General features: G+C 43.8%; 18 protein-coding genes and 1 rRNA gene. 13 read left to right on the forward strand and 6 right to left on the reverse strand.

Features of this window, described 5'->3' with window-relative positions:
- Positions 1–83 (forward strand): 5S ribosomal RNA (rrf, locus tag C7457_RS07405); the annotation flags it as partial.
- A gap of 402 nt (positions 84–485) precedes the next feature.
- Here the strand turns inward: rrf and dxs are convergent.
- The 3 genes from dxs to C7457_RS07420 form a co-directional block, all read right to left on the reverse strand.
- Positions 486–2339, reverse strand: a complete 1854-nt coding sequence (gene dxs / locus C7457_RS07410) for a 1-deoxy-D-xylulose-5-phosphate synthase (RefSeq protein WP_121171604.1) — start codon at positions 2337–2339, stop codon at positions 486–488.
- 61 nt (positions 2340–2400) lie between these two features.
- Positions 2401–3207 (reverse strand): RecB family exonuclease, encoded by an 807-nt coding sequence (locus C7457_RS07415; RefSeq protein ID WP_121171606.1) that lies wholly within the window; start codon positions 3205–3207, stop codon positions 2401–2403.
- Positions 3207–4916, reverse strand: coding sequence for a proline--tRNA ligase (locus tag C7457_RS07420; protein WP_121171608.1), 1710 nt, complete (start codon positions 4914–4916; stop codon positions 3207–3209). Before C7457_RS07420 ends, C7457_RS07415 begins: the two co-directional genes overlap by 1 nt.
- A gap of 44 nt (positions 4917–4960) precedes the next feature.
- Here C7457_RS07420 and C7457_RS07425 point away from each other — a divergent pair, with 44 nt between their 5' ends.
- The 6 genes from C7457_RS07425 (at position 4961) to C7457_RS07450 (ending at position 10788) form a co-directional block, all read left to right on the forward strand.
- The gene (locus C7457_RS07425; protein WP_121171610.1) at positions 4961–6025 is read left to right on the forward strand and encodes a glycosyltransferase family 4 protein; all 1065 of its coding nucleotides are present in this window, start codon (positions 4961–4963) and stop codon (positions 6023–6025) included.
- A complete protein-coding gene (gene dnaA, locus C7457_RS07430; protein ID WP_121171612.1) occupies positions 6025–7431 on the forward strand; it encodes a chromosomal replication initiator protein DnaA in 1407 nt (468 codons plus the stop codon). The genes C7457_RS07425 and dnaA overlap by 1 nt, the downstream gene beginning before the upstream one ends.
- Before the next feature lie 255 nt (positions 7432–7686).
- The gene (gene dnaN, locus C7457_RS07435; RefSeq protein ID WP_121171614.1) at positions 7687–8781 is read left to right on the forward strand and encodes a DNA polymerase III subunit beta; all 1095 of its coding nucleotides are present in this window, start codon (positions 7687–7689) and stop codon (positions 8779–8781) included.
- A complete protein-coding gene (gene pgsA / locus C7457_RS07440; protein WP_121171616.1) occupies positions 8781–9302 on the forward strand; it encodes a CDP-diacylglycerol--glycerol-3-phosphate 3-phosphatidyltransferase in 522 nt (173 codons plus the stop codon). Before dnaN ends, pgsA begins: the two co-directional genes overlap by 1 nt.
- A gap of 1 nt (position 9303) precedes the next feature.
- Complete coding sequence (gene plsY, locus C7457_RS07445; protein WP_121171618.1) at positions 9304–9894, forward strand: glycerol-3-phosphate 1-O-acyltransferase PlsY; 591 nt, start codon at positions 9304–9306, stop codon at positions 9892–9894.
- Positions 9895–9903: 9 nt separating this feature from the next.
- Positions 9904–10788, forward strand: coding sequence for a polyprenyl synthetase family protein (locus tag C7457_RS07450; RefSeq protein ID WP_121171620.1), 885 nt, complete (start codon positions 9904–9906; stop codon positions 10786–10788).
- Here the strand turns inward: C7457_RS07450 and dnaB are convergent.
- Positions 10785–12218 (reverse strand): replicative DNA helicase, encoded by a 1434-nt coding sequence (gene dnaB / locus C7457_RS07455; protein ID WP_245939616.1) that lies wholly within the window; start codon positions 12216–12218, stop codon positions 10785–10787. The genes C7457_RS07450 and dnaB overlap by 4 nt on opposite strands.
- Complete coding sequence (trpE, locus tag C7457_RS07460; protein ID WP_121171622.1) at positions 12215–13693, reverse strand: anthranilate synthase component I; 1479 nt, start codon at positions 13691–13693, stop codon at positions 12215–12217. Before trpE ends, dnaB begins: the two co-directional genes overlap by 4 nt.
- 65 nt (positions 13694–13758) lie before the next feature.
- Between trpE and queA the strand changes: the two genes are divergently transcribed.
- The 6 genes from queA to C7457_RS07490 are packed head-to-tail and all read left to right on the forward strand — an operon-like array spanning position 13759 to position 18831.
- The gene (queA, locus tag C7457_RS07465; RefSeq protein ID WP_121171624.1) at positions 13759–14790 is read left to right on the forward strand and encodes a tRNA preQ1(34) S-adenosylmethionine ribosyltransferase-isomerase QueA; all 1032 of its coding nucleotides are present in this window, start codon (positions 13759–13761) and stop codon (positions 14788–14790) included.
- Positions 14720–15613, forward strand: coding sequence for a DUF3108 domain-containing protein (locus tag C7457_RS07470; protein WP_121171627.1), 894 nt, complete (start codon positions 14720–14722; stop codon positions 15611–15613). Before queA ends, C7457_RS07470 begins: the two co-directional genes overlap by 71 nt.
- Positions 15613–16053: an NUDIX domain-containing protein gene (locus C7457_RS07475; protein ID WP_121171629.1), complete on the forward strand. Its 441-nt coding sequence runs from the start codon at positions 15613–15615 to the stop codon at positions 16051–16053. The genes C7457_RS07470 and C7457_RS07475 overlap by 1 nt, the downstream gene beginning before the upstream one ends.
- A gap of 11 nt (positions 16054–16064) precedes the next feature.
- On the forward strand, positions 16065–17456 hold the full coding sequence (gene glmU, locus C7457_RS07480; RefSeq protein ID WP_121171631.1) for a bifunctional UDP-N-acetylglucosamine diphosphorylase/glucosamine-1-phosphate N-acetyltransferase GlmU: 1392 nt from the start codon (positions 16065–16067) through the stop codon (positions 17454–17456).
- Entirely contained in the window at positions 17453–18232 is a 780-nt protein-coding gene (trpC, locus tag C7457_RS07485; RefSeq protein WP_121171633.1) for an indole-3-glycerol phosphate synthase TrpC, read from the forward strand. Before glmU ends, trpC begins: the two co-directional genes overlap by 4 nt.
- Positions 18217–18831, forward strand: coding sequence for a TlpA family protein disulfide reductase (locus C7457_RS07490; protein ID WP_121171635.1), 615 nt, complete (start codon positions 18217–18219; stop codon positions 18829–18831). The genes trpC and C7457_RS07490 overlap by 16 nt, the downstream gene beginning before the upstream one ends.
- Positions 18832–18854: 23 nt before the next feature.
- On the opposite strand, the gene rpmB is transcribed toward C7457_RS07490, so the two are convergent.
- Positions 18855–19043, reverse strand: a complete 189-nt coding sequence (gene rpmB, locus C7457_RS07495; protein WP_121171637.1) for a 50S ribosomal protein L28 — start codon at positions 19041–19043, stop codon at positions 18855–18857.
- Positions 19044–19048 lie beyond the last annotated feature (5 nt).

Here is a 19048-nt window from a genome sequence, read left to right on the forward strand (position 1 = left end):
CCATTCCGAACTCGGAAGTTAAGCCCGCCAGCGCCGATGATACTGCCCGCGGGAGCGGGTGGGAAAGTAGGGCGGTGCCAGGCTTTTTTTATTTTCCTGACTTTTTTACTGATTTTTCCTATTTTTCTCTCCTTCCGTTTTTCCCCTTTCCATCTGCAGCGAAACGCCTTTAAAGTAAAACTCTGAAAACTCATTGTTTTTCAAGAACTAAATCCCAATTCATTTAAAAATTAGAGTAACCTTAATTAAAGTTTACTGCACTTGACCTCTCTTTAACGATTTGGTAATTCTTAGAAAAGCAATGAGAGTTTTTAACTATCTGAATATGGAGATTTCTTAGTAAAATGCCTGCTTTGCGAGATTGAAACCGTTCAATACGGAAGCAACCTCAACAGGTCTCATCAGTGAAATGCCCGAGGGATTGGAATTTTGAAGCAGTATTCACAGAAAAATCAGTTTTGAAAAGTCTGATTTTTTCAATTAAATCAGAAGGTTTTCGTCTTTACATTTTCTAAAATTACTCTTTTTATTCCTTCTTTGTCTATACCTACAAGGCTCCTGAGGATTTGTTGGCTTCCATGCTCAATGAATTTGTCGGGGATTCCGAGGTTTATTAATTTCCCGCAGTACCACGGGGAGAGAAATTCGTCAACAGCGGAGCCAAAACCGCCTTTAACTGTATTTTCTTCAACCGTTATTATTATCTTGTACTTCTTTGCGAGCTCTTTAAGGAGCTCCTCGTCTATCGGCTTTATAAACCTTGCATTAACCACAGTGGCGATTATTCCTTCCTTCTCAAGCTCTTTAGCAGCCTCAAGGGCCTGGTAAACCGGCCAGCCCGTTGCCAAAATCAGTACGTCCTTTCCCTCTTTTAAAACTTCCCAGGTTCCGATAGGGATTTCCTTTAAGGGCTCCCTTATTCTAACTCCGTAGCCCCTTCCCCTGGGGTAGCGAACGGCAAAGGGTTTATCCGATTTAATTGCGGTAAAGAGGAGGTGGCGGAGCTCCTCCTCATCTTTCGGAGCGGCAACGACCATATTGGGAATTGAGCGCAGGTATGAAAGGTCAAAAATCCCGTGATGGGTTGCTCCGTCCTCCCCTACGAGCCCTGCCCTGTCTACTGCAAAGACTACCGGGAGCTCTTGAAGGGCAACATCGTGAACTATCTGGTCGTAGGCCCTCTGAAGGAAAGTTGAGTATATTGCAACAACAGGTTTAAGCCCCTTTTTTGCCAACCCTGCAGCAAAAGTAACGGCGTGCTGTTCAGCTATACCAACGTCAAAGTAGCGGTTCGGGAAGACTTCCCTAAACTTATCAAGACCCGTTCCTGAAGGCATTGCAGCAGTTATACCGATCACCCTTTTGTCTTCTTTAGCTATTTCAATTAAGGTATTTGAAAAAACTTCAGTGTAGGTAGGAGGTCTAGGCTCCAAAGAGGAACTCTTTGGGGAAACTCCGTGGAACTTATCGGGCTTTTCTTCCGCCGGCTCGTATCCCTTTCCCTTTTTAGTTAGAACGTGAACTAGAGTAGGCCCTTTTAACTTTGACACGTTTCTCAGCGTAGTCTCAAGGGTTTCTATGTCGTGGCCGTCTATAGGGCCAACGTACCTGAATCCCAGCTCCTCAAAGAGCATTCCAGGTGGAAAGAGACCTTTAACGAGCAAGTCCTCAACCCTCTTTAATCCTCTGTAGATTTTTTCACCGAATATCCTTTTAGTTACCTCCTCTAACCTCTCCTTTGCTCTCCTTAGGTTCTCCCCCGTAGTTAGTTTCGTTAAGTAATTTGAAATTGCCCCTATGTTTTTTGAAATTGACATCTTGTTGTCATTGAGAATAACAATAAGGTCCTCACCGAGCTGGCCGGCGTTATTTAAACCTTCATAAGCTTGACCTGCAGTAAGAGCTCCATCCCCTATAACGGCAATTACCTTCCCATCCTCTCCCTTTAACCTCTTTGCAACCTTTATTCCAAGGGCGGCAGAGATTGAAGTTGAACTGTGACCCGTTCCAAAGGCATCGTAAGGGCTCTCCTTAATTGACGGAAAACCGGAAATTCCCCCAAACTGCCTGAGAGTGTGAAACTTATCTTTCCTATCGGTAAGTATTTTGTAAGGATAAGACTGGTGTCCAACGTCCCAGACTATTTCGTCCTTTGGGGGCGAGAAGACCCTTAAAAGGGCTATTGTGAGCTCAACAACCCCTAAAGAAGAGGCAAGGTGACCTCCAGTCTTCTTTACCGTCTCTACTATGAACTCCCTTACCTCTTCGGCAAGTATCTTTAACTCTTCAAAGCTTAACTTCTTTAAATCATCCGGAGAGTTCACTCTCTCTAAAATCACCTTTTAACTCCTAAAAGTTAGTTTCTAAACCGTTAATTATCCAGTTCGCCCTTCATGTTCCTTAATCTAAACTTCCAAGGGGACATACGTGACGGTACTCGCACCATTGGCAATTAGCTTCACAGGGGGAAGGCTGGAGCTCCCTAAACTCCTTCCCTACGTACTGACTTTCAATTTGGGAAAGTAGGGGAAAGAGCCTATCCTTAAAGCCCTGAAGGTCTTTCTTCGTAAATATTATCCTCTTAATACTTCCGTACCTAACGTTGTGAACCTCTAAGGCAAACCTATCAAACTGGGGAAACTTTATGCTTGCAAGGAGGGCATACCACCTGAGCTGAGTCTTTACTCTGTTGTTAAAGTCCAAACTCCTACTGGTTTTGTGGTCTACTATGTAAAGGGTATCTCCTTTACTGAAAATAAAGTCCAACTTTCCCCTAAGGTAGACAGAATCTGAAAAGTAAGGAGCAAGGTTTAGCGAGTAGTCAACTGCAAGCTCAATTTCAGAAGCAACTAGAGGACTTCCCTTTGCCCTTTTCAGCTGCCCATTAACAAAGCTAAGAATATTCGGAAAGAACTCGGAAATCTTCTTAATATCTGCAAGGGGCTCTGTCTCCTTAAACTTCTCTGCAAACTGAAAGAGGAGCTCCTTACTTAAGGGCTCTCTACCCTCAAAAGCAGTATTTAGAGCCTTTTCAAGGACAAAGTGAACGCCACTTCCAAGGACAAAGAAATCAGCTTTTTCAAGTGGCTCAAGCTTTAAAGCGTATCTAAAGAAAAACTCGTACTGACACTTCGTAGCCTTTTGAACCTTTGAAAACGACCAAGGACGAAGGTGGCTAAGCTCAACCTTAAGGCCCTCTTTAACCATTAAACCTCCGAGTTTAGAAGCTCCCTTATCTTCTCTCCAACTTTACTTGCCTCAACTTCAAACCTCTCTCCACTCTTCCTAACTTTAAGCTCAACTATTCCCTCTGGAGCTCTCTTACCTACGATAACCTGGAAGGGAATACCGATGAGGTCTGCATCCTTAAACTTAAAACCGGGACGGGCGTTCCTGTCGTCTATGAGGACGTCAAATCCTTCCCTTTTAAGGTTCTCGTAGATATCCTCTGCCAAACTCCTAATCTCATCTTTCTTCACGTTTGTAGGAATTACTATAACTTCAAAGGGAGCTATCTCAAAGGGCCAAACTATTCCGTTCTCATCGTGGTTCTGTTCAACAGCAGCAGCCATAACCCTAGTTATCCCTATTCCGTAGCACCCCATAACCATAGGCTTTTCTTGGCCATCTTCATCAACGAAAGTTGCACCCATTGCCTGGCTGTACTTTGTACCAAGCTTGAAAATGTGGCCTACTTCAATACCCCTTTTTTGGACTAGGGGAGCTCCACACTCAGGGCAAGGCTCTCCGCTTCTTACCTCTGAAACGTCTATAAAGTCCTTAACTTCAAAGTCCCTTCCCCAGTTAACGTTCTTCAGGTGGTAGTCCTCCTCTCCTGCTCCTGCAACAAAGTTAACCATAGGAATTACAGAGTAGTCTGCATAAACCGGAATACTAAGGTTCACCGGAGATAGATAACCTTTAGGCTGGCCTGTAAACTCCTCTATCTCCTCATCTGTAGCAAGGCGAACTTCCTTTGCCCTAAAGGCATTCTTTAACTTTGTCTCCTCAACTTCCCTATCTCCCCTAATAGCAACGGCAACAGGCTTTCCATCAACAACGTAAACGAGCAGTTTCAAAATATCTTCTTGGGGAACTTTTAAGAATTCAGAAACTTCCTCTATCCTCCTAATTCTAGGAGTATGAACTTTCTCAACTTCTTTAAACTTAGTCGCCCTACCCTCTGGAACTTGAGGTCTCCTCTGGGCGGCCTTTTCGGTGCTCGCAGCATAACCGCACTTTTCACAGTAAACCAGCTTACTCTCTCCAGTATCTGCTATAACAAGGAACTCATGGGAGAAATTACCTCCAATTTCACCGGTATCAGCTAAAACTGCCTTAAACTCAAGGCCCATTCTCTTAAAAATCCTGCTGTAAGTTTCATACATGTTCCAGTACTCTCTCTCTGCATCCTCGTCGCTGGTGTGGAAGGAGTAGGCATCCTTCATTATGAATTCCCTTGCCCTCATAAGACCAAAGCGGGGACGGATTTCATCCCTAAACTTCCTTCCAATCTGGTAAAGGTTCAGCGGTAAATCTTTGTAGGACTTTACTTCCTTCCTCACAAGGTCTGTTATAACCTCTTCAGCAGTAGGCCCTAGGGCGTAATCCCTCTCGTGGCGGTCTTTAAACTTAATCATCTCTTTACCGTAGACGTCCCACCTTCCGCTTTCCTGCCAAAGCTCTGAAGGGTGCATTATCGGAAGGATAACCTCCTGAGCCCCTGCAGAGTTCATCTCTTCTCTAACGATTTTCTCTACCTTAAGAATAACTCTCGTTCCAAGGGGTAGAATATCGTAAAGGCCCGAAGCCACTTTCCTTATAAACCCTGCCCTAGTTAAAAGTTTATGACTCGGAATCTCAGCATCTGCCGGACTCTCCTTCTTGGTAGGGGCAAAGAGCCTTGAAAACCTCATATTCCCTCCACAAAATTTCCTAGGGTCAAATTTAAGGGTGAGACATGAAAATTCTACACGTTGACACAGAGAAGGGATGGAGAGGAGGAGAACAGCAGCTCCTCTACTTGATTAGAGGACTTAGGGAAAAGGGTATAAAGTGTGCCGTTGCATGTAGGGTAAAGGGTGAGCTTGAGGAAAGGTGTAAGGCGGAAGGCTTTAAGGTAATCCCACTAAAGGGAAATCAAACATCGGACGTACTGAGGTTAGGTATAGTAGGGAGAGAATTTGACATAGTTCACGCCCACTCTGCAAAAGCCCACACAATTTCTGCCCTCTCTAAAGGAATTCACAAAAGGCCCTTAATCTACACCCGGAGAGTTGACTATAAACCGAAGGATAACTTTATAACTTCCTTTAAGTACAGGAAAACAGATAAGGTAGTTGCCATATCCTTTGCAGTTAAAGGAATTTTAAAGGAGTGTTATCCTTGGCTTGAGCCTGAAGTTATACCCTCAGTCGTTGACTCAGAAGAGATAGAGAGGAGAGTAAATCCTGAGAGGGTTAGAGAGATAAAAGGTGAATTCAAGGGAGAGCCCTTAATTGGAACCTTAGCAGCTTTAACTCATCAGAAGGACATTCCAAACTTTATAGAGGCTGCATCTATAGTTTTAAAGGAGCTCCCAAAGGCCAAGTTCGTCGTATTTGGAGAGGGGAAGTTAAGAAAGGAGCTCCAGAGGTTAATAGAGGTTAAAGGCCTTAAAGGAAGGTTTAAACTATTTGGATTTGTAGAGGATGTTCCAAACTACACAAAGGCCCTTGATATATTTGTGCTACCCTCAAGGAACGAGGGGTTGGGGAGTTCCATACTGATAGCAATGGCATTAAAAGTTCCGGTTATTGCAACTAAAGTAGGCGGAACTGTTGAGGTTGTTAAAGATGGGGAAACTGGAATTTTAGTTCCCCCCTCAAACCCTAGAGCCCTTGCAGAAGCTATTTTAGGAGTCTCTAAGAGGAAAGACTTAAGAGAAGAGCTAACCAAAAAAGCTTACGCTCTTGTGAAAGAGAGGTTTAGCGTTGAGTCAATGGTAAACTCTTACCTGAAGGTTTATGGGGAGGTCTTAAAGTAGTGGATAAAAACTGGGAAGCTCTTGTTAAAGGCTTAAAAAAGAGGGTTAAACCGACTACCTATAAAGTAGTCTTTAAGTCCCTTAAACTGGTCTCAGTTGATGAGGAAAAAATAACCCTTCAGGTAAAGGACAGGACAGTTAAAGACCTGATCTTAAAACTCCACTTAAAGACCTTAGAGGAAATTGTAAAGGAAGTATTTGGAAAGGAACTTAAGGTAGAAATAGTCTCTAGAGAGGAAACTGAAAAACCTAAACAGCTTGAACTGGGCCTCTTTGAATCAAGAGGGAGAGAGGAAGAAATTCAGTCAAACCTTAATCCTAAGTACACCTTTGATAACTTCATAGTTGGGGCGAGCAACCAGTTTGCCCACGCTGCAGCAAGGGCGGTAGCCGAAAATCCGGGAAAGGCATACAACCCCCTGTTTATCTACGGAGGAGTAGGGCTGGGGAAAACTCACCTCATGCAGGCCATAGGAAACTACATAAAGAGTAAGGACCCTAGAAAGAGGATACTCTACACAACTACAGAGACGTTCATGAACCAGTTAATTGAGGCACTCAAAGGAGACAGGATATCTTCATTTAGGGAAAAGTACAGGAACATAGATGTCCTCCTGATTGATGATATCCAGTTTATAGGGGGAAAGGAGAGAACCCAAATAGAGTTCTTCCACACGTTCAACGCTCTCTACGATGCGGGAAAACAGGTCGTTCTAACGAGCGACAGGCCTCCAAAAGACATTCCTACACTTACTGAAAGGTTGAGGAGTAGGTTTGAGTGGGGTTTAATAGCAGACATTCAGCCTCCAGATTTTGAAACCAGAGTGGCAATTCTGAAGAGGAAGGCTGAGGTAGAGAACATTGAGGTCAGTGATAAAGTAATAAAACTCCTTGCCACGATAATTAAGTCAAACATAAGGCAGCTTGAGGGAGCCCTCATAAAACTGAAGGCAAAGGCCACACTTGAGGGAAGGCCCATAACGGAAAAACTGGTTAGGGAACTCTTCTCTGAAGAGAAACCTGAAGAAAAGAGGAAAGAGAAGATCAGGGAAATATCAATAAAGATTATAAAGGAGACAGTAAGCAGCGAGCTTGGTGTAGAAGTGGAGCTCCTTGACAGTCCGACCAGGAAAAAGAGAGTAGCTTTTGCAAGACAGGTAGCCATGTACCTTGCAAAGAAGATAGGCGGTTACCCCTATACTCAAATAGCCGTCTCCTTTAATAGGGACGACCACACAACAGTCATGCACGCTGTAAGGAAAATTGAAGAAATGATAGAGGAGGACGAAAAGGTTTCCTCCCTTCTAGAAAAACTTGAACTTAAAGTGAGGGAAGCTGTTGAGCGTTCCTCTAAAGTTATCCACACCGGTGTGGATAACTATGTGGATAACCATGTGGATAATTAAAATTGTGGATAACTATGTGGATAACTTTGAAGCATTCAGGATTGAGTTATCCACACGTAAAGAGTTATCCACACACTTATCCACAATCAAAACGGCAAGTTATCCACATTATGTGGATAACTTTTGTGGAGAAAATCCTTGATAGAAAAGCTTTTTTCTCTTTAGTGCACAAAAATTGTGCACTCTTATTATTATTACTTAAGTAGTAAGTAGATATATAAAGAATACTAGTAATAGAAATAATAGGAGGAAAGAATGAAAATAAGGATTAAAAAAGATAAGATCAGGGATGCAGCGAAAATTGCCGCTTCGGCCGCCGATAAGAGGGGAGCAATTCCCATCCTTGCAAACATCCTCCTTGAGGCTGAAGACAACCTCCTCAGGTTGACCGCAACAAACCTTGAAATTGGAGTTTCCACAGTTGTGGACTGTATTGTTGAAGAAGAAGGGAAAGCAACTGTAAACGCTAGTAAAGCAGTAAGGTTGTTTTCATCGCTAACGGGAGAGGAGTTAACTTTAGAGAGGGAAGAGGGTAAAGTAGTGGTAAAATCGGTGAACTCAAGGTTTTCATTGGCTTCACTTCCTCCTGAAGAGTTTCCAGAAGTTGAGGTTCCTGAGGACTTCTCTGTTAAACTTCCCTCTGATGAGATAGATAAAGCCCTTAAAAAAGTTTCTTATGCGGCCGGTAAAGATGAGGCCAAGTACATCCTTACCGGGGTTCTCCTTCGCTCCTTCGGAGACCGCTTTCACGCAGTAGCCACTGACGGCCACAGATTGGCTCTCTATGAGGTTTTTGTTGAGTCTGAGGAGTGGAGTGCCATAATACCGAAAAAATCCCTCAGCGAGCTTAAGAGACTCCTCAGAGAGGGCAATGAGGTTGAGATTGTAGAAAAGCACAATAAGATCTACTTTAGAAGCGGTGATACTGTTATGTGGAGCTCCCTCATAGAGGGAGAGTATCCGGACTACACAAAAGTGATACCTGAGGGAAACAGTAAAGTCTTTACCGTAGATAGAGGAGAGTTCCTCTCGGCCCTTAAGGAGGTCTCTGTAATATTTGATAGGGAAGAGGTTAGGGCTGTTATCTTTGACTTAACGGAGAACTCTTTAAGGTTGACTGCAAAGAGCTTAGAGGGAGAAACCAGCGAGGAGGCCGAGGTTGTAATTCCTGTTGAGTACTCTGGAGAGCCCTTTAGGATAGGCTTTAACATAGCTCACATGATTGAATCTATAGGCTCCTTTGATGGAGATAGCATAACTGTTCATATGGAGGAACCCGTATCTCCGGTTCTAGTTACTTCTCAGGAAGAGCCACAGCTAAAGAACGTAATTATGCCTATGAAGGTGTAATGGGAAAGGTCAAAAACGTTCCAAACATTCTAACTCTCTTAAGGGTTTTTCTGCTTCCCTTTATAGTTGTTGCTATACTCTGGGGCTACTACACTGTAGCCCTTATCCTCTTCTTAATATCCTCCCTTACGGATTTCCTTGACGGTTATATAGCCAGGAAGTACGGTTTAGTGACGAGCCTTGGAATGCTTCTTGATCCAGTGGCAGATAAACTTCTAACCTCCTCAACTCTAATTTCACTGACCTATGTTAAGCTCTGTGACCCTTTCTCCGTTATCGCTATAGTCGGAAGAGAAGAGGCTGTAACAGGTATAAGGGCAATTGCTGCAAGCAGAGGAATTGTTATACCGGCTTCTACCGGAGGAAAAATTAAGACAGTTTTAATAATGCTTTCAATTTCACTTATACTCCTCGGGGTTAAGCCCTGGGGGGAGTTTTTCCTCGTAGCTTCAGCTTTTGTTGCCGTTTATACAGGAATCTTATACTTCTTTAAATTCTATACAGGACTGAAGGAGCAGTAGTATGGAGCCTTTTGCCCTTTTTCTCGTCTTTATCCTTTCTTTCCTCTTCGGTTCTATTCCCTTTGGCTATCTGATAGGTAAGATAAAGGGGATTGACGTTAGAGAACATGGAAGCGGTAATATAGGAGCTACGAACGTTTCAAGGATCCTAGGAAAGAAGTACGGTTTGCTCGTCCTCTTCCTTGATTCCCTAAAGGGAGCTCTGGCCGTTTTAATAAGTAAGTTATTAGGGTTGCCGGTTGAGTATCAGGTCCTTGCCGGGATTTCAGCAATTGCAGGCCACTGCTTCTCTCCGTGGCTTGGCTTTAAGGGAGGGAAGGGAGTTGCAACTGCCCTTGGTGCCTTTTTGTTAATTTCTCCGCTAACAACTCTGGTCTCATTTTTCATATTTTTCACAGTTTTAATCTTAACCCGTTACGTCTCCCTCTCTTCAATAACTGCTGCCCTTTCTTATCCCCTTTTATATAAGTTCTTTGAAAAACCTTCTCCTCTTTCTTTTATATTTGTTACATTAGGGGCCCTTTTGATAGTCCTTAAACACCACTCAAACATCGGGAGGCTCTTAAAAGGTCAGGAGAAGAAGTTTTTCTAGGAGGGTACTTTGGAGCTTAAAAAGTATTTAAAGGAGAGGAAGGAGTTAATAGATAGGGAGATACTAAAGTACTTACCTCCTGAACCTCCTTACGGGAAAAAGCTTTATCAGGCTGTAAAGTACTCCTTAACCGTTGGAGGAAAGAGGCTAAGGCCAATTCTTTGTTTGGCTGGATGTGAAGTTGTTGGAGGGAAGGTTGAAGATGCTATAACTCCAGCCTGTGCCATAGAGATGATTCACACCTACTCACTGGTTCACGATGACCTGCCGGAGATGGACGACGATACTCTCAGAAGGGGACATCCAACAACTTGGGTTAAGTTCGGTCAAGCTACGGCCGTCCTTGCAGGTGATGCTCTCTTGAATAGGGCTTTTGAAGTTCTTGCAGATTGGAACTTTGACTGTGAAAGGAAGATTAAGGTTATCTCTGAATTAGGAAGGGCCTCTGGAATGCTTGGAATGGTTCTCGGTCAACAGTGTGACCTTGACGCTGAAGGTAGGGATGACGTTTCTCTGGAGGAGCTCCTCTTTATCCACAGACATAAGACGGGAAGGTTAATAACTGCTTCTGTCGTTGTTGGCGGAATAACGGGAGGGGGGAGTGAAGAGGAGATTGGGGCACTTAGGAACTATGGGGATTCAATCGGTCTAGCCTTTCAGATAGTAGATGACGTTTTAGACGTAGTCGGCGATCAGGAAATGATTGGAAAGAACGTCGGTTCTGATGTTGAAAAGGGTAAAACAACTTTCGTTAAGTTCTTTGGAGTTGACGGGGCTAAGAAGAGGGCTAGGGAGGAGGTTGAAAGGGCAGTTGAGTTCCTGAAGGTCTTTCCGAAGGATAAAAGGGAGCCTCTAGAAGGAATAGCCCGTTTCATAGTTGAGAGGGAGTACTAGAAGTCAAAGTTGTAGTCCTCTTCGTCGTCAAATGTAAAAGCCTCCTCTTCCTCAGGCTGTGGGGTTGGGAGCTCCCTTTCCTCCTTTTCCGATTGAACTTCAGAACTTTCTGTCTCTTCAACGTTTTCAAACCTCGTTAGCTCCTTTATAAAGGCCAACTTAACCGTTCCGGTAGGGCCGTTTCTCTGTTTTGCTATTATGATTTCGGCTATTCCCTCCTCTTCCGGTTCAGGGTTCTTCTTATAAACCTCAGGTCTGTGGATGAACATAACAATGTCTGCATCTTGCTCTATGCTTCCGCTTTCTCTAAGGTCTGAGAGTTGAGGCCTTTTGTCTGCCCTGTGTTCAACCTGCCTTGAAAGCTGAGAGAGGGCTATTACTGGAACGTTAAGCTCTTTTGCTAAGGCCTTTAAGGAGCGGGAAATTTCGGAGACTTCCTGCTGCCTGCTCTCAGTCCTCCTAATTCCCCTCATAAGCTGTAGGTAGTCTACTATGATTAAGTCAAGCCCCTTTTCCGACTTTAACCTCCTTGCCTTTGCCCTCATTTCAAGGATTGAGATGCCTGGGGTATCGTCAATGTAGATAGAGGCCTGCTCTATTCTGCTTGCCGCTTCAACTACCCTCTTAAGCTCATCGGGCCTTAAGTAACCGTCCCTAATTTTGTGGAGGGGAATTCCTGAGTCCTGGGCTATTAGCCTGGTTATCAGCTGCTCCTTTGACATTTCAAGGGAGAAGAAGGCAACAGTTTTTCCCTCCTTTAAGCCTACGTTGTATGCTATTGAGAGGGAGAAGGCGGTTTTACCCATTGAAGGCCTTGCTGCAAGGATTATTAAGTCTGAGGGTTGAAGGCCGGAGGTCATCCTGTCTATTTCGTAAAATCCAGACGGTAGGCCCGTTATTGCCTCTTCCCTCTTTGCAGTCTCCTCTATTTTTTTGATTATCTCTGGAATAACTTCGCCAACGTGAACGAGAGTGTTTGTTATCCTCTCCTCTGAAAGGGAAAATATCTGCTTTTCAAGGCTGTCAAGGAGGAGGTCGGGGTCTGGAGTTTCCTCTACCTTCTCGTTTATGAACTTTCCTATTTCAACAATTTGTCTCAGGAGGGCTTTGTCCTTTACGATTTTGCAGGCAGACTCAAACTTCTCGTAGTTTTCAAGGGCGTACTCAACGAGGAGCGAGACGTGTTCTTCTCCTCCCACTTTATCAATTAGGTTCCTCTTTTCAAGCTCGTCAAGGAATGAGATTTCGTTTAGCTGAGATTCTGTATACCCTTCGGCTACAAGGTCCCTTATGAAGCGAAAGAGTACTCTGTGCTCCTGTTTAAAGAACTCCTCAGGTTTAAGTAACTCAACTCCCCTAAATACGAATGAGGGTTGAACTATCATACTTCCGAGTACGGAGTATTCAGCTTCAAGGTCAAAGAGCTTCAACTTAGCCCCCTCTCAGCCAGTTCAACTGCTTTAAATAGAGCTCTAGCCTTATTTAGCGTCTCTTTTGCCTCAAGCTCGGGAAGAGAATCTGCAACAATTCCTGCTCCAGCCTGAACGTAAACCTTGTTCCTCCTAACGATTGCCGTTCTTATGGCTATTGCCGTATCCATGTTCCCGTCAAAGGAGAAGTACCCTACAGCTCCGGCGTAAACTCCCCTTTCAGATGGCTCCATCTCGTCAATTATCTCCATCGCCCTTACCTTTGGAGCTCCGGAAACCGTTCCAGCAGGGAAGCAGGCCTTAAGTACGTCAAAGGCGTCCTTATCCTCACGGAGCTCTCCCATTACGTTTGAGACTATGTGCATTACGTGGGAGTAGCGCTCTATAACCATAAGTTCGTTTACTTTTACAGTTCCTACTTTCGCAACCCTTCCCACGTCGTTCCTTGCAAGGTCAACGAGCATTATGTGTTCCGCCCTCTCCTTTTCGTCGGCTAAGAGCTCTTTTTCAAGGGCAAGGTCTTCCTCGGGAGTCCTTCCCCTCCTCCTCGTTCCGGCTATAGGCCTCGTCTCAATCTTGCCGTTTTCAACTCTAACCAAGACTTCAGGTGAAGCTCCTACTATCTGGAAGTCTCCGTAGTCAAGGTAGTACATGTAAGGTGAGGGGTTAACATGCCTTATTGCCCTGTATAAGGTTAGGGGCTCTGCGTAGAAGGGTTTTTCAAAGCGTCTGGAGAGAACAACCTGAATAATATCTCCAGCCTTTATGTACTCCTTTGCCTTCTCAACTGCTTCCATAAACTCCTTGTCTGAGAAGTTAACTTTCCAGTGGGAGGAGCTCTTTACAGGAGGAGTTTCAACGTTTAACTTTCCTTCCCTTAGAGCCCTTTCTATTGATTGGAGCTTCTCAATGCCCCTTCTGTACTCGTTCTCAAGTTCGCCCTTTCTGGTCAGAACGAAGGTTATTACGTTAATTGTATTTTTAACGTTATCAAATACAACGAGGGCTTCAGGAAGTGAGAAGAACATATCGTACAGGTAGGAATCCTCTTTGTTTGGGTTAACGTTAACCCTTGGCTCAAAGAACTTAACTGCATCGTAGGCTAAATATCCGAAAAAACCTCCCCAAACCTTTGGAAGTTCAGGAAGGCGGTAAGGTTTAAATTCGTTAAAAACTTCCCTTAGAACCTCAAGGGGATTTTCCTTGAACTCCTTTACTTCAACCCTTCCAAGCCTATTTACTTCAACAAACCTCTCTTTAGACTTTACGCTGACGAGCCTTCCTAGTCCTATTATTGAGAACCTTCCCCACTTCTCTCCCCCTTCAACACTCTCTAAGAGCATGTTTGCCCCAAGTTCCCTCAGCTTTATAAAGGCCGAAAGGGGAGTTTCTGTGTCTGCAAAGAGGGTTTTAAATAGGGGAATTAAGTTAAAACCTTCTTTGTCAAGCTCTTTTGCCTTTTCAAGGCTTACCATCTCTATCCTCGCACTCTCCGTTTTGCAGGTTAAATTTATCACCAACTCTTTGAGATGGGGTTAGGATGAAAGTTAGTGAGTTTGACTACACTCTACCTAAGGAGCTCATAGCAAAGTTCCCGGCTGAACCAAGGGATAGCTCAAGGTTGATGGTCTTAAACAGGAGGACCGGGGAAATTGAGCACAGGATCTTTAGGGATATAAAGGGGTACCTGAAGGAAGGAGACGTTCTCGTTTTGAACAACACTAAAGTTATACCAGCTAGGCTCTACGGGGAGCTCCCAACGGGCGGGAAAGTAGAGATCCTCCTCATTAGGCAAGTTGAGCCTTCAGTTTGGGAGGTTATGTCCAAGCCTGCAAGGAAGTTAAGACCCGGAAGGAAAGTAATTTTCTCCCCTGAGCTAACTGCAGAGGTTGTTGGTTACTTAGGCGAAGGGAGGAGGCTTTTAAGGTTCTCCTATCCGGAGAGTATGGACTTTATGGAAATTCTTTCCCGTATTGGTCATGTTCCCCTTCCTCCTTACGTTGAGAGGGAGGAGAGGCCTGAGGATAGGGAAAAGTACCAGACTGTATTTGCGAAGGAGGAGGGTTCAGTAGCAGCTCCAACTGCAGGATTGCACTTTACCCCGGAACTTCTAAAAGAACTTGAGGAGAGGGGAGTTATAATAAAAACCGTTACTCTCCACGTAGGTCCTGGAACCTTTAAGCCGGTTAAAGTTGAAAGGGTAGAAGAGCATAAGATGGACTATGAGACCTATACAGTTCCTGAAGAGACGGCAGAGGAAATTAACAGGGCCAAAGAGGAGGGGAGGAGAGTTATAGCGGTTGGAACTACTGTAGTTAGAACCCTTGAGAGCGTGGCAAGTGAAGGGGGAACTGTTAAAAGCGGTGAAGGGATTACAAATTTGTTCATTTATCCCGGATATAGGTTTAAGGTTATTGACGCCCTTATAACCAACTTTCACTTGCCCCGTTCAACGTTGCTGATGCTCGTCTGTGCATTTGCCGGAAAGGAGAAGGTGCTGAATGCTTATAGGGAAGCTATTAAAGAAGGTTATCGCTTTTACAGTTTTGGTGACGCTATGTTTATCTACTAAGGGTTACCCTGAAACTTTTGAGCCTGTTTATAGGGTTTCAAAGAAGCCCTCAAGCTATGACTTTGACGGTGAGGAGCTAAAGTTTAGGCTGTACTGGACTATTTTCCACGTTGCAGACAGCGTTTCAAAGGTTAAGAGGATTGACGGTGGAAAGTTAAAGTTTTGGGGAAGGGCTTCAACTGCAGGAGTGGCCTCGTGGTTTAGGAAGATTTCAGATGAAGGTTACTCAGTTTGGAGTGAAGAGTTAAGTACTCCCTTAAAGACTTATCTTTACCAGCACGAAGGGGATTACCAAAGGATAAAGGTGTACACCTACGACCTTAAAAGGAGAATTGTTAAGTACGAAAAGATCAACCCTAAAAAGAAGAAAGTTCAGATAAAGTACGTAAAGATTCCTACGGTTCCTTTTGAGGATATAGTCAGCGCCGTTTACTACTTTAGGCGCTACGGCATTTTTAAAGTTGGTGAGGAAACTGTTTTTCCCCTCTTTGCAGGTGGAAAGTTTCAGAACGTTAGATTTAAAGTTGTTAAGAGGGAAAAAATTGATACCCTCTTTGGAAAATTAGAAGCTTACAGGGTTATTCCTTCCAATAACCTCTCTCCTGAAGGGGCTTTTAAGAGGAAGGGAAAGGTTGTTTTCTGGTTTACTGCAGATGAGAGGCACATTCCTGTAAAGGCAGTTGCTGAGGTTGCAATTGGTAGCGTTAGTGCGGTTTTAGTTAGTGCAAAGGGAAGAGGGTTTGATTTAAGGAAAGAGTGTGAAGAGAGGAAGAAGAAGGCCTTAATTGAGAAGGTTTTAACCGGTGAGTTTGGAGGAGAGTAATGGCCTTTGAACCTAAGACTCCTTACCTGGCCGTTGACGGAATAATTAACCTACAGGATGAATTTGGAAATTGGCTTGGAATAGTTCTCATTGAGAGGAAGTACTCTCCCGTCGGCCTTGCAATTCCTGGGGGATTTGTTGAGGTGGGGGAGAGTGTAGAGAGGGCGGTTATTAGGGAAATGAAGGAAGAGACAAGCCTTGACGTTGTTGTTTTAAGGCAGTTTAGGGTCTTTTCAAAGCCAGATAGGGACCCTAGGTTCCATACGGTTTCTGTCGTCTTTGAGTGCGTTGCAAGGGGAAATCCTAAAGGGAAAGATGATGCAAAGGTTGCTAAAGTTTTCAGCTACGAAGAAATTCCCTTTGACAGTCTCGTTTTTGACCACAGGGAGATTTTAAAGAAGTACTTGTCTGATCCACTTGCAGTCTTTAAGAGGCTATAGAGGAGGTAGCTTTGGGCTTTAAGGTAGTTGTCCTTGCAGCTGGAAAGGGAACTAGATTTAAGTCAGATCTTCCAAAGGTTCTCCATAGGGTTCTCGGTAAGCCTATGCTCTGGTACGTTATAAAGGCTGCTAAGGAGGCTGGAGCTGAGGACGTAATTGTTGTTGTTGGACATAAGAGGAAGCTTGTTGAGGACTTCTTAAAAGAGGAGTTTCCAGACGTTAAAGTAGTTTATCAGGAAGAGCAACTTGGAACTGGCCATGCAGTTATGTGTGCTGAAGGTCTTCTTAGAGGTTATAAAGGAAAGGTTGTTGTCCTAAATGGAGATTCTCCACTTATAAGGCCTGAGGATGTGAGGGCGATTGCTGAAACTGAAGGTGATATGGTAGTTCTAACTGCACAGGCTCAGGACCCTACAGGTTACGGTAGAGTTATAAGGGATGGAGATGAAGTCCTCTACATAGTTGAGGAGAAGGATGCAAGCGAGAAGGAAAAAGAAATAAAAGAGGTTAATTCCGGAGTTTACTCTTTTGACTGTGAAAAGTTGATCTCTTCACTTTCGGAGCTCTCCAACGATAACGCTCAGGGTGAGTACTACCTTCCAGACCTTTTAAAAGTTTTTAAAAGGAAGGATTATAAAGTTACTGCTGTAAAGGGTAGGGATTTTGACTCTCTTAGGGGGGTCAATAACAGGTACGAACTTTTGGTAGTTGAAGGGATTTTGAGGGATAGAATTGTTAAGGAGCTCCAGCTTTCAGGAGTAACCGTTCACCAGCCTCAAACCGTTTACGTTGAGCCTGAGGTTGAAGTCGGTAGGGATTCTGAACTCTTTGGACCTCTATACTTGAGGGGGAAAACGAGGATAGGTCAGGGGTGTTATATAGGTCCTTACTGCGATATAGCCGATTCTACAATCTCTGACGGAGTTAGAGTTGAGAGCCACTGCTGGATTAGGGGGGCGAGGTTAGAGGAAAGTTCTTCCGTTGGACCTTTTGCAAAACTGAGGCCGGGGACAGTTCTAAAGAGTGGAGCGAAAGTAGGGACTTTCGTTGAGACTAAGAACGCCCTCCTTGAAGAGGGAGCAAAGGCAAACCATCTTTCCTACTTGGGGGACTGTAGAGTTGGTAAAAACACAAATATCGGTGCTGGTACAATTACCTGTAACTACGACGGTTTCAATAAGTGGTTTACAGATATAGGGAACAACGTCTTCGTTGGGAGTAACACCCTCTTTATTGCTCCGGTCAAAGTTTGTGATAATTCAATAACTGCTGCCGGTTCGGTGATAACTTTTGACGTTCCTGAGAGTACTCTAGCAGTTGCCCGCTCAAGGCAGGTTAACTACCCTGGAAAGGCGGAAGTTATAAGGGAAAAAGCAAGGAAAAGGAAGGAGGAAAGGAGTTGAACATCCTTAATAGGATAGTTGAGCATAAAAGAGCTGAGGTTGAGGAGAAGAAGAGGGAATTTAACCTTTCCCTTTTGAGGGAGGAGGCTGAAAGGTTAAAGGTTCCCCACGACTTTAAGAGGGCAATCTCTGGAGAAGGTATTAACGTAATAGCTGAAGTTAAGAAGGCTTCTCCTTCAAAGGGCGTTATTAGGGAGGACTTTGATCCTGTAAGTATTGCAAAGGCCTATGAGAGGGGAGGGGCAAAGGCGATATCGGTTTTAACCGATAGAGAATTTTTCAAAGGTTCACCCTTTTACCTAAGACAGGTGGCTGAAGAGGTTAACCTTCCCGTTTTGAGGAAAGACTTTATCATTGATCCATTCCAGATTTACGGTGCCAAAGTTCTAGGAGCTTCCTCCTTTCTCCTAATAGTCTCAATCCTTTCAGATTCTCAGCTTAGGGACTTTATAGAGCTCGGTAGGGAGCTTGGAATGGAGCCCCTAGTTGAAACCCACGATGAAGGGGAGGTTGAGAGAGCCCTTAAGGCAGGGGCTGAAATAGTAGGTATTAATAACCGTAACCTAAAGACTTTTGAAGTAAACCTCTCTACGACTCTCAGGCTTTTGCCAATAATTAAAGCTGAAGAGAAAGTTGCAGTTTCTGAAAGTGGAATAAAGGGAAAAGAGGATATTCAAAAGCTAAAGCAAGCTGGAGTTGATGCTTTCCTTGTTGGGGAAACTTTGATGAGATCTAAGAAACCTGAGGAGGTTTTAAGAAGTTGGCTTTCCGTCTGATAGTTTATTTTCTAGTTTTTCTCATATCCTCTCCAGCCTTTGCCGACTGGTACATTCTCTTACCGAAAGAGAGGAAAGAGAGGAGAGTTCCTCCAAAGGAAGTTCATATCCAAGTTTTAAAGAAGAAGAAAACTCCACTAAAACCATATTCTGTTGAAGTTAGGAAAATCCTTGCTCCCTCTTTCGTTATTCACACTTCTAATAGAAAGTTAAAGAAGGAGGAACTGCTAGGAAAGAACGTTGTTATCCTCTTTGTTGATGAACTCTTTTCACCTGGTACAGAAAAGCTTGCTAAAGAGTTTGAAGAACTTAGTAGAAAAGAAGGAAACGTTTTTATTATAGTTGACGTTAATGACTCAGACTTTGCATATTTAAGGAAGTTTAAAAAGCTTCTTTCACTGAAGAGAGTGGTGGTAACAGCAGATAGTTACATTTTTGAACAGTTTAGGAAAAACGTTAAAGAGCTCTCCCTTCCTTCAATAGTAATTATTGATAAACACGGCTTTATCAGGTTCTTCTCTCCAAAACTTTCGGTGGATAAACCGGAGATCGTAAAGGCTGAAATAAAAGGGATTTTAAAAACTCTGAGTAAGGCCTAAAGGCCAGCTGTTTGTAGCTGGCCCTATATAGCTTTTTGAACCTTACCGGCCTTTAGGCACTTAGTACATACCCAGATTCTCTTCTTCTCACCGTTTACAATCGCCCTTACTTTCTGTAAGTTTGCCTTCTGCTTTTTGCTTGTAACCCTGTGGGAGTGGCTGACTTTGTTTACGAAAATAGTTGTCTTTCCACATATTGCACACCTTGCCATAGCTC

The organism is Thermovibrio guaymasensis, assembly GCF_003633715.1.
GTDB classification, from domain to species: Bacteria; Aquificota; Aquificia; order Desulfurobacteriales; family Desulfurobacteriaceae; genus Thermovibrio; species Thermovibrio guaymasensis.

Coding starts and splice junctions, on each gene's coding strand:
- C7457_RS07415 (WP_121171606.1), bottom strand. CDS start 3,207: ATGGTTAAAGAGGGCCTTAAGGTTGAGCTTAGCCACCTTCGTCCTTGG.
- C7457_RS07420 (WP_121171608.1), bottom strand. CDS start 4,916: ATGAGGTTTTCAAGGCTCTTTGCCCCTACCAAGAAGGAGAGTCCGGCA.
- C7457_RS07425 (WP_121171610.1), top strand. CDS start 4,961: ATGAAAATTCTACACGTTGACACAGAGAAGGGATGGAGAGGAGGAGAA.
- dnaN (WP_121171614.1), top strand. CDS start 7,687: ATGAAAATAAGGATTAAAAAAGATAAGATCAGGGATGCAGCGAAAATT.
- pgsA (WP_121171616.1), top strand. CDS start 8,781: ATGGGAAAGGTCAAAAACGTTCCAAACATTCTAACTCTCTTAAGGGTT.
- plsY (WP_121171618.1), top strand. CDS start 9,304: ATGGAGCCTTTTGCCCTTTTTCTCGTCTTTATCCTTTCTTTCCTCTTC.
- trpE (WP_121171622.1), bottom strand. CDS start 13,693: ATGGTAAGCCTTGAAAAGGCAAAAGAGCTTGACAAAGAAGGTTTTAAC.
- queA (WP_121171624.1), top strand. CDS start 13,759: ATGAAAGTTAGTGAGTTTGACTACACTCTACCTAAGGAGCTCATAGCA.
- C7457_RS07470 (WP_121171627.1), top strand. CDS start 14,720: ATGCTTATAGGGAAGCTATTAAAGAAGGTTATCGCTTTTACAGTTTTG.
- C7457_RS07475 (WP_121171629.1), top strand. CDS start 15,613: ATGGCCTTTGAACCTAAGACTCCTTACCTGGCCGTTGACGGAATAATT.
- rpmB (WP_121171637.1), bottom strand. CDS start 19,043: ATGGCAAGGTGTGCAATATGTGGAAAGACAACTATTTTCGTAAACAAA.